Origin of the sequence: Streptosporangium sp. NPDC006013 (assembly GCF_040614275.1) — a bacterium.
Lineage (GTDB): Bacteria > Actinomycetota > Actinomycetes > Streptosporangiales > Streptosporangiaceae > Streptosporangium.
Map to the genome: position 1 here is coordinate 1 of NZ_JBEXUE010000441.1, position 8,276 is coordinate 8,276.

Here is an 8,276-nt window from a genome sequence, read left to right on the forward strand (position 1 = left end):
CCCGGCTGGCAGGCCGTGGAGTTGCGGTACGCCGGCGGTGACCTGGCCATGTGGGTTCTCGTACCGCAGGCAGGCGGTTCTCCCGGCGATCTGCTCTCCCCCGCCGTGATGACACGGGTGGCCGCCGGGCTCAGGGAACGGCCGGTGAGGCTCGCCATGCCACGCTGGGACTTCTCCACGAGCCTGGACCTGGCGGAGCCGCTCGGGAAGCTGGGACTGCGGGAGACCGACTATTCGGGCATCACCGACGGCGCCTCTCTTGAGCAGGCCGTCCACCGCGCCAACATCACGGTGAACGAGTGGGGCACCGAGGCCGCCGCCGTCACCGGCCTCGCCTTCGCCGTATCGGCCCCGGCCACGCCCGAGGCCGAGGTCCGCGCCGACCACCCGTTCGCCTTCGCGATCGTTCACCGGCCGACGCTGACCCCGCTGTTCATCGGCCAGGTCGGCGATCCGGCCGCCAGGAGCTGAGCCGGCACGGACGGTCAGGCCGGACCCCGGCGATCACGCCCGCAACGAGTCAACGAAATGCGCCATTCCGGTCAGCCAGCGGTCGGGGTCCTCGGCCTTGCGCCGGACGAAGCCGGCGACCTCGGGGTGCGGGAAGACATGGAACCGCTCGGCGGCGAGGCCCTCGACCACCGCGTCGGCCACGGCCTCAGGGTCGAGGACGGGTCCCGACGCGTCCGCCGCCCTCGCGCTGAGATGGTCCGCGGCGACGCCGCGCTCGAACATGGCGGTGCGCACGCTCTGCGGGCAGAGCACGCTGACCCTGACGCCCCTGGTCGCGTAGTGGATGGACACCCACTCGGCGAAGGAGATCGCCGCCGACTTGGTCACGGCGTAGGGGGCGTCTCCGGGGCAGCTCACCAGCCCGGCCGCCGAACAGGTGTTGAGCAGGTAGCCCTCACCGCGCTCGACCATCCCGGGCACGACCGCGCGTGCCGCGTAGACGTGGGCGAGGACGTTCACCGCGATCGTCCGGGTCCAGTCCGGGTTCGTGGCGTCGAGCCCGCGGCCGGTGGTGACGCCGGCGTTGGAACAGAACAGGCCGACCGGGCCGAAGGCACTCTCGGCGGTGGTGACCAGGCCTCGTACGTCCTCCTCGACCGACACGTCAGCCCGTACCGCGACCGCCCGGTCACCGATCTCCCTGGCCACCGCGATCGCACCCGCCGCGTCGATGTCGGCCACGACCACGCCTGCCGCCCCTTCGGCGGCGAACCTGCGGACCATCGCCCGGCCGATCCCGCTCGAGGCCCCGGTCACCACCACGACCTTGTCCCGCACCCGCATGCAAGCTCCCTCGAACCGACCAGCCGGTCTCTGGGAACCTATTCCTACCCGCCAGTAGCCGTCAACGACGGCGCAGTACGAAGACACCCCAGCCGAGGTGACGTCTGCCGTACTCGACGTGCGAGCGGCGGCAGCGCTCCAAAAAGCCGCGCACTCCCTCGACGTCGGGATCGTCGGGATTGTCACGCAGCCAGTCACTCAGCGTCCACCACTGGCTCGCCACGTAACGGTCCCAGCTGTCCTGGTCGGCGAGGACCATCTCCAGCACCTCGACCCCTGCCGCCTCGAACCTGTCGAAGGTCCCCGCCAGCGAGGTGAAGTCGTCCGGCCCGAACCCGAACGACTCGTATGCCGCCGCGGGCGGCTCGGAGTTCCAGTACGGCTCGCCGACGAGCAGGATCCCGTCCTCCTTCAGCGGGGGGAGCATCAGCTTGACCGTCCCCTCCAACCCGTTGCCGATCCAGGTCGCCCCCAGGCAGGACACGACGTCGAACCCGGCTCCGCCGGGTAGGCTCCGGCGTCACCCTTCTTCAGGCGTACGCGATCGGTGACCCCGAGTTCCCTGGCCCTGGCACGCGCCGCATCGAGGAAGACGTCGCTGATGTCGACCCCGACCCCCTCGATCCCGTGGGCGAGAGACCACTGGCAGAGCATCTCCGCCTTGCCGCAGCACAGGTCGAGCAGGCGGGTTCCCCGCCGGAGCCTGGCGACCTCGCCGAGCAGCGCCAGCTTGTCGTTCGTGAACGGGTTGAGGATACGGTGACCGCCCTCGGCGATCTCGTGAAAACGCAGTGACACGACCACCATGCTTCCCAGGTGGGGAACGGCCGGACAACCGGTTATCCGCGGGGGGCGGATCTGAGGTTGCGGCTGACACGGTGTCAGCCCCTATACCTGAAGGCACCATGTTCAGCATAGGAGAGTTCGCCCAGCTCGGCCGCGTGTCGGTGCGCATGTTGCGCCACTACGACGCGATCGGCCTACTTCAGCCCGCCCATGTCGACCCGGCCGGTCACCGCTTCTACCGGGCCGACCAGCTGTCACGGCTCAACCGCGTCATCGCCCTGAAGGACCTCGGCTTCACCCTGCACCAGGTCGGTTCGATCCTGGACGAACGGGTCGACGCCGCAGAGCTTCACGGGATGCTGCGGTTGCGCCGCGCGGAACTGGAGGAGCGGATCGCGGCGGACGCGGCGCGGCTGATCCGGGTGGAAGTAAGGCTCACGACAATCGCCAAGGAAGGTCACATGCATCCCGAAGAGGTTCTGCTCAAGCCGATCCCCGCGACCCGCGTGGCGGAGCTCACCGCCGTCGCGGCGAGCTACGACGCCGAGGACATCGGCCCCGTCATCCAGCCGCTCTTCGACGACCTGTGCCGGAGGATCGAGGCCGCCGGAGTGAGGATCACCGGTTATGGCATCGCCCGCTACGAGCCGGAGGCCGACGGCCGGGTGACCGTGCACGCCGGATTGGAGGTCTCCGCGGAGACGGGCGGCGACTACGACTTCGCGATCGTGGACCTGCCGGAGATCGAGTCGGCCGCCACCATCATTCACCGCGGCTCGATGGAGCAGACGGGCCCGACGTTCCAGACGCTGGCCCACTGGATCGACGAGCACGGCTACCGGGGTGTCGGACTCGCGCGGGAGGTCTCCATCGACTGCCCACCCGACGACCATGACAGCTGGGTGACCGAGTTGCAGATGACGGTCACGCGCGCGCGATGACCAGGTCGCCGAGGCGGCGGAGGTCCTGCTGGAGCTTGTGCCTGAGCGCGCGTCTGACAAAGGGGACACGCAGGCGCTGCAGGCCGCGGAGCCTGATCCTGAGGTGAACGGTCACCAGGCACCGGTCTCCGTCCAGCGGCACGACCGACCTGCCGCCCTCGGCGTCGATCCCCGAGATCATCCGCCAGGCGAACTCCGTCCCGGGAACCACCGAGGTCACCACGCTGCCGGTGGGGTGGACACGGCCCTTGAAAGTGATGGATTCGTCCGCGGTGGTACCCGGGACGACGAGGCCCGGCGGGTCCGGCGCCATGGTGGTCACGCCCGCCCGCCATCGGGGATCCTGGCCGAAGTCGGCGATGATCCGCCATATCTCGGCCGCCGGACGCGCTATCTCGATCGACACGTTCAGCTCGATCACAGCCCGTACACGATCCCTGTCGGGCACTCTGACCTCGCCCGCGAGCGAGCACCGGAACGGACCCGCCTCGGGCGGCCGGGGCCGTCGGCCCCCGTCCAATGACTACTGGTCATTGCCGCTCTTTTCCATAAAGCGATTTAGTCGACAAACCATACCGAATCTGCATTTGTTATGAATGTTGACTAAAAGGGAGAATCGGCGGCAACCTGACAGAGCTGTCCCCGGTCCACGGTGGCCGGGGATCACAGCTGCTCGGAGCCGGGGGACTCGGGGACGCGGATGGTGATGCCGCCGGGCACGACCTTGGCCTTGAGCTTGGTGACGGCCCCCTTGGCGCCACCGTCCAGCTCGTAGGTCATGGGAGAGCCGAATCTGGCGGTGATCTTGCGTGCCCGGGTCATCCGGACGAACGGCGACTCCTCGGACCGCCCCGTGCTCATCCGGCCGAGCACGCGGGCCCACTGGATCGGCCCCTTCGCGGTGGTCACGCCGATCTCCAGCCATCCGTCGTCGGGACGCGCGTCGTCGAACGCCTCGATACCGCCGGTGATGGTGCCGACGTTGCCCAGCAGCAGGCAGCTGGCCTCGCCCTCGAACCACGTCACCCCGTCGATCCTGACCTCCATCGGCACGAGTTCCCCGCGGACGTGGCGCAGTCCCGTCCAGACGTACGCCGCACGCCCCAGGCGGTCCTTCAACCCCCGGTCGGCCTCCTCCATCATCGCCGCGTCGAAGCCGACCCCGGCCATGACGGCGAAGTGCTCCCCGTTGACCTTCCCCAGGTCCAGCTTCCGGCTCTCACCGTGGAACGCGACGTGCACGGCCTTGGGCAGGTCCTCGGGGATGCCCAGGTTCTGCGCGAAGAGGTTGGCCGTTCCCGCGGGGAGGATGCCGACCGTGACGCCCGAGCCCGCGATCGCGTCCACGCAGCGCTGCACCATGCCGTCACCGCCCCACACCAGGATCAGGTCGGCCCCCTCCTTCAGCGCCTTCCGCGCCTTCTTCGGCGCCTTCCTGCTCTTGGGCACCTCGTACCAGAGCAGCTCGCCGACTCCCTCGTCGGCGAGGAGCCTGCGCAGCTCGTCCAGCCCTCCGCCGAATGACTTCCGCTGGTGAGCGATCACCGCGACCGTGCCGATCCTCTGCTTCCGGGGCAGCATCTGACCTCCTGTAGCACCGTGCCGGATACGGTGACGGCTGCCCTCGCCTCGGGGCGGCAAACGTCGCGTGCGCCCAGCTCGTATCCAGTTTCCGCGCCTCCCGGCTGCTCGTCCGGTTCGGTCAATCGGTGATCAACAGGTGCTGGAAGTCACTATCGTCACAACCATGGAGCAACTGGCGTTCACCTCGACCACCCTGGTCAACTTCAAGGACAGGACCTACCGCTGGGTGGACGTGAAGCACTTCCGTATCACCCCCGGACAGGACGACGAACCGCTGCTCACCGCGCTGCTCTCGCACCAGCTGTACCGGGACGACTATCTGGGCTCCGACTCCTGGAAGGGCGACGGGTCGGTGCACGGCCCCTACCGCCTCGACGCGCTCTCGGCCGCCTCCTTCGAGGACGTCGACGCGGAAACCGCCTCCGCCACGATCCACGCCTGGGCCGGCAGGTACACCGATCTCCCCGAGACCGTCGCCCACGACCTGGAGACCGAGGTCTACCGGCTGATCCGCGCGGCCACCTCCCGCTATCGCCTCCGCGACCTCGACGAGGCGGCCCGCGACGACGACCTGGGATGGATCCTCGGCGAGTTTCACGAGCTGGTCCTGATCGACCGGAACGAGGGCTCCCTGGCCGTCATCGTCGCCTCCGACGACTGACCCCGCCCCCAACGTTCGGCTCTCCGGCCCGCGACGGACGGCGAACACACGGCCGAGCACCTGGGCCGATGTCGTACCGGCCATGGCCTACGGCCGATACGGAGACCGGACAGCGTGCGGCACGCCCCGAGCGAAGCGAAGGGGCCGGGGGCGCGGGGGCGAAGCCCTCGCACCGGGGGGCTCGGGGGGTCGTCCCCCCGTGTGAACGACGAAGGGGCCCGCCGGAAGCAGATCTCCGTCTGCGAACAGCGAGCCCCAGCCACCGAAGTGGAGCTATGGGGATTCGAACCCCAGACCTCCTCCATGCCATGGAGGCGCGCTACCAGCTGCGCCATAGCCCCTTGCGATGCAGATGAAATCTTAACCGACTTCAGACACCCCTCGCGCCATCATTCCGGACACGAGCGCGATGGCCGCCGACCCCAGGGCGCTCACGGTGATGATCCCGAAGGAGATCACGTAGGCGTCCCGGGATGGGATGGCGGTACCGGCGACGGTGATGGAGGTGAGGAGCGCGGCGGTCGCGGCGCCGGAGAGGCTGCCGCCGATGGAGCGGACCAGGGAGTTGATACCGCTGGCGATGCCGCTCTGGTCCCTGGGCACGTGCTGCACGGCGAGCGCGCCCAGCGCCGCGTAGGCGACGCCGAAGCCCAGCCCCTGCACCGCGTTGGCGCCGACCAGCTGGAGCACCGAGTCGTTGAAGAGGGTGAACCAGCCGAATCCGATCGCGCACAGGCCCGCGCCGAGAGCGAGGGAGTAGGCGGGGCCGAACCAGGCCGAGAGACGGCCGGCCATGAAGGAGGAGAGCAGCATGGTCACGGTGCTGGGCAGGGCGTAGAGACCGACGTCAAGGACAGATCCCCCGAAACCGTACCCGGCGGACGGGGGCGTCTGGATGAAGCTGGAGATCAGGGCGAAGGAGCCGAACATGGCGAAGCCCAGGAGCAGCGAGGCCAGGTTGGCCGGGAGGGAACGGCGCCCGACGAGCAGGTGGAGCCGTACCATCGGCGCCCGGAGCCGCAGCTGACTGAAGACCCAGACGGCACCGAATCCGCCCGCGCCCGCGAACAGCCGCAGGACGGCTCCCGAACCCCAGCCCCAGTCGTTGCCCTTGGAGATCGCCAGCAGCAGGCAGACGAGCCAGGCGGACAGCAGTGCCGCGCCGATGAGGTCGGGGCGGCCTCCGGCACCGGTTCCGCCGCCGGGGGCACTCAGCACGATGAGAACGATCGCGATCACGCCGAGCCCCGCGGTGATCCAGAAGACCGGGTGGTGGCTGGGGGTGCGGTCGGCGATCAGGCCGGTGACGATCATGCCGAGGCTGCCGCCGACGCCCATGGTGGCGCTGACCACCCCGATGGCCGTCATGACCCTGTCGGGCGGGAAGGTGTCCTTGATCATGCCGATGGCCAGCGGTACCAGCGCCGCCGACGCGCCCTGCAGGGCCCGTCCGGCGATCAGTACGGGAAGGGAAGCGGACAGGGCGCAGACCAACGAGCCCAGGACGAGCAGGCCGACCGTGAACAGGATCATCCGCTTCTTGCCGTACATGTCGCCGAGGCGCGACAGCAGCGGCGTGGCCACCGCGGCGGCGAGCAGTGAGGCGGTGAAGACCCAGGTGACCTCGGCCACCGACACGCCGAAGGTGGCCATCAGCCGGGGCAGCAGCGGGATGACCACGGTCTGCTGGACGGAGACGACCATCCCTGCCGCGGAGAGCGCCACCAGGCTCAACCAGAGATGTCTGCCCTGCTGCGCGGCGCCCGGTTCGGCGACGATCGTTCCCGTCACTGCACACTCCTTCGCTGCCGACTTCTGCTCTCGCATGGTAAGGCGCGGCAGTAAACAGCCGTTTACCGGGCTATGTCACACCGGAGGGCCGTGATACGTCTATGCCCCTATGGCCGTTGAGCGTTTCGAAGGACACCGCGACCTGCTGACCGGGGTCGCCTACCGGATCCTGGGCAGCGTGACCGACGCCGAAGACGTGGTCCAGGAGGCGTGGCTGCGCTGGTCGGGGGTGGACGCCTCCCAGGTGCGGGACGACCGCGCCTACCTGGTCAGGGTGGTGACACGGCTCTCCATCGACCGGCTCCGGCGGGTGCGGGCCCAGCGGGAGTCCTACGTCGGGCCGTGGTTGCCGGAACTGGTCGTCACCCCGGATGTGGCCGAGCACGCCGAACTGGCCGACTCGGTCGAGTTGGCGCTGCTCGTGGTGCTGGAGACCCTGTCCCCGCTGGAACGTGCGGTGTTCGTGCTGCGGGAGGCGTTCGACATGCCGTACGCGGAGATCGGCGAGATGATCGGGCGCAGCGAGGCGACTACCCGGCAACTGGCCCGGCGCGGCAGGGAGCACGTCCAGGAGGGCAGACCGAGGTTCGAGGTGGACCGGGGGCTGCGGCGCAGGCTCACCGAGCGATTCGCCGCAGCGGCCGTGACCGGAGACCTGGAGGCGCTGACCACGCTGCTCGCCGAGGACGCGTCGCTGGTCAGCGATGGCGGCGGCAAGGTCAAGGCCCCGCTGCGGGTCATCAGGGGCGCGGGCAGGGTGGCGCGGTTCCTGTCCTCGATCGGATCCGAGACGGGCGTGCGGAGATTCATGGAGAGCCTGGGCGCCGAGTCGTTCCCCGGCTTCGAGGTGGAGGTCGCGGAGGTGAACGGCGGGCCCGCCGCGGTGGTGAGCGTGAGCGGGCAGCCGATCACGGTGTTCTCGCTGGTCGTCGAGGACGGACTGATCAGGACCGTCTTCCTGGTGGCGAACCCGGAGAAGCTCTCCCGGCTGGGGGGATCGCGGTGATGTCACGAACGACGCCCCGCGCTCCGTCGTGAGGGCATGACACCAAACATGCGAGACATCAGCATCGTCGGCGGCGGGCTCGCCGGGCTCACCGCGGCCATCGCGTGCGCCGAGGTCCCGTACGGCCGACGGCCACGTGGTCGAATACGCCCGAGGTGTACACGCGGCGAGCCGGTTCGTCTGGTCCTACACCTTCGCCATCCCCAGCTGA

Annotated in this window: 10 protein-coding genes and 1 tRNA gene; 4 read left to right on the forward strand and 7 right to left on the reverse strand. The window is 69.3% G+C overall.

The features are described from left to right. A partial coding sequence (locus tag ABZ260_RS40730) for a serpin family protein (RefSeq protein ID WP_355628349.1) occupies positions 1 to 471 on the forward strand: 471 nt, incomplete at its 5' end. 33 nt (positions 472 to 504) lie between these two features. On the opposite strand, the gene ABZ260_RS40735 is transcribed toward ABZ260_RS40730, so the two are convergent. The 3 genes from ABZ260_RS40735 to ABZ260_RS40745 all read right to left on the reverse strand — a co-directional run bounded on the left by ABZ260_RS40735 (position 505) and on the right by ABZ260_RS40745 (position 2,094). Next, the gene (locus tag ABZ260_RS40735; RefSeq protein WP_355628351.1) at positions 505 to 1,296 is read right to left on the reverse strand and encodes an SDR family oxidoreductase; all 792 of its coding nucleotides are present in this window, start codon (positions 1,294 to 1,296) and stop codon (positions 505 to 507) included. 61 nt (positions 1,297 to 1,357) lie between these two features. Next, positions 1,358 to 1,723, reverse strand: coding sequence for a hypothetical protein (locus ABZ260_RS40740; RefSeq protein ID WP_355628354.1), 366 nt, complete (start codon positions 1,721 to 1,723; stop codon positions 1,358 to 1,360). Beyond that, positions 1,723 to 2,094 carry a methyltransferase domain-containing protein gene (locus ABZ260_RS40745; RefSeq protein WP_355628357.1) on the reverse strand — a complete coding sequence of 124 codons (372 nt, stop codon included), beginning with the start codon at positions 2,092 to 2,094 and terminating at the stop codon, positions 1,723 to 1,725. The genes ABZ260_RS40740 and ABZ260_RS40745 overlap by 1 nt, the downstream gene beginning before the upstream one ends. 107 nt (positions 2,095 to 2,201) lie before the next feature. On the opposite strand from ABZ260_RS40745, the gene ABZ260_RS40750 reads away from it, so the two are divergent. Then, positions 2,202 to 3,023 (forward strand): MerR family transcriptional regulator, encoded by an 822-nt coding sequence (locus ABZ260_RS40750; protein ID WP_355628360.1) that lies wholly within the window; start codon positions 2,202 to 2,204, stop codon positions 3,021 to 3,023. Here the strand turns inward: ABZ260_RS40750 and ABZ260_RS40755 are convergent. Both ABZ260_RS40755 and ABZ260_RS40760 read right to left on the reverse strand, forming a co-directional pair. Continuing rightward, positions 3,007 to 3,444 (reverse strand): SRPBCC family protein, encoded by a 438-nt coding sequence (locus tag ABZ260_RS40755; RefSeq protein ID WP_355628363.1) that lies wholly within the window; start codon positions 3,442 to 3,444, stop codon positions 3,007 to 3,009. The two genes, ABZ260_RS40750 and ABZ260_RS40755, sit on opposite strands and share 17 nt — an antisense overlap. Positions 3,445 to 3,686: 242 nt before the next feature. Then, positions 3,687 to 4,604, reverse strand: a complete 918-nt coding sequence (locus tag ABZ260_RS40760) for a YegS/Rv2252/BmrU family lipid kinase (RefSeq protein ID WP_355628365.1) — start codon at positions 4,602 to 4,604, stop codon at positions 3,687 to 3,689. Between the two features lie 166 nt (positions 4,605 to 4,770). On the opposite strand from ABZ260_RS40760, the gene ABZ260_RS40765 reads away from it, so the two are divergent. Continuing rightward, complete coding sequence (locus ABZ260_RS40765; protein ID WP_355628368.1) at positions 4,771 to 5,268, forward strand: hypothetical protein; 498 nt, start codon at positions 4,771 to 4,773, stop codon at positions 5,266 to 5,268. 268 nt (positions 5,269 to 5,536) lie between these two features. On the opposite strand, the gene ABZ260_RS40770 is transcribed toward ABZ260_RS40765, so the two are convergent. Further along, positions 5,537 to 5,609, reverse strand: a tRNA-Ala gene (locus ABZ260_RS40770). Between the two features lie 19 nt (positions 5,610 to 5,628). Next, positions 5,629 to 7,059, reverse strand: coding sequence for an MFS transporter (locus ABZ260_RS40775; protein ID WP_355628371.1), 1,431 nt, complete (start codon positions 7,057 to 7,059; stop codon positions 5,629 to 5,631). 109 nt (positions 7,060 to 7,168) lie between these two features. On the opposite strand from ABZ260_RS40775, the gene ABZ260_RS40780 reads away from it, so the two are divergent. Further along, the gene (locus tag ABZ260_RS40780; RefSeq protein WP_355628373.1) at positions 7,169 to 8,065 is read left to right on the forward strand and encodes an RNA polymerase sigma-70 factor; all 897 of its coding nucleotides are present in this window, start codon (positions 7,169 to 7,171) and stop codon (positions 8,063 to 8,065) included. Positions 8,066 to 8,276: the final 211 nt, after the last annotated feature.

Coding starts and splice junctions, on each gene's coding strand:
- ABZ260_RS40740 (WP_355628354.1), bottom strand. CDS start 1,723: ATGCTCCCCCCGCTGAAGGAGGACGGGATCCTGCTCGTCGGCGAGCCG.
- ABZ260_RS40780 (WP_355628373.1), top strand. CDS start 7,169: ATGGCCGTTGAGCGTTTCGAAGGACACCGCGACCTGCTGACCGGGGTC.
- ABZ260_RS40735 (WP_355628351.1), bottom strand. CDS start 1,296: ATGCGGGTGCGGGACAAGGTCGTGGTGGTGACCGGGGCCTCGAGCGGG.
- ABZ260_RS40765 (WP_355628368.1), top strand. CDS start 4,771: ATGGAGCAACTGGCGTTCACCTCGACCACCCTGGTCAACTTCAAGGAC.
- ABZ260_RS40750 (WP_355628360.1), top strand. CDS start 2,202: ATGTTCAGCATAGGAGAGTTCGCCCAGCTCGGCCGCGTGTCGGTGCGC.
- ABZ260_RS40760 (WP_355628365.1), bottom strand. CDS start 4,604: ATGCTGCCCCGGAAGCAGAGGATCGGCACGGTCGCGGTGATCGCTCAC.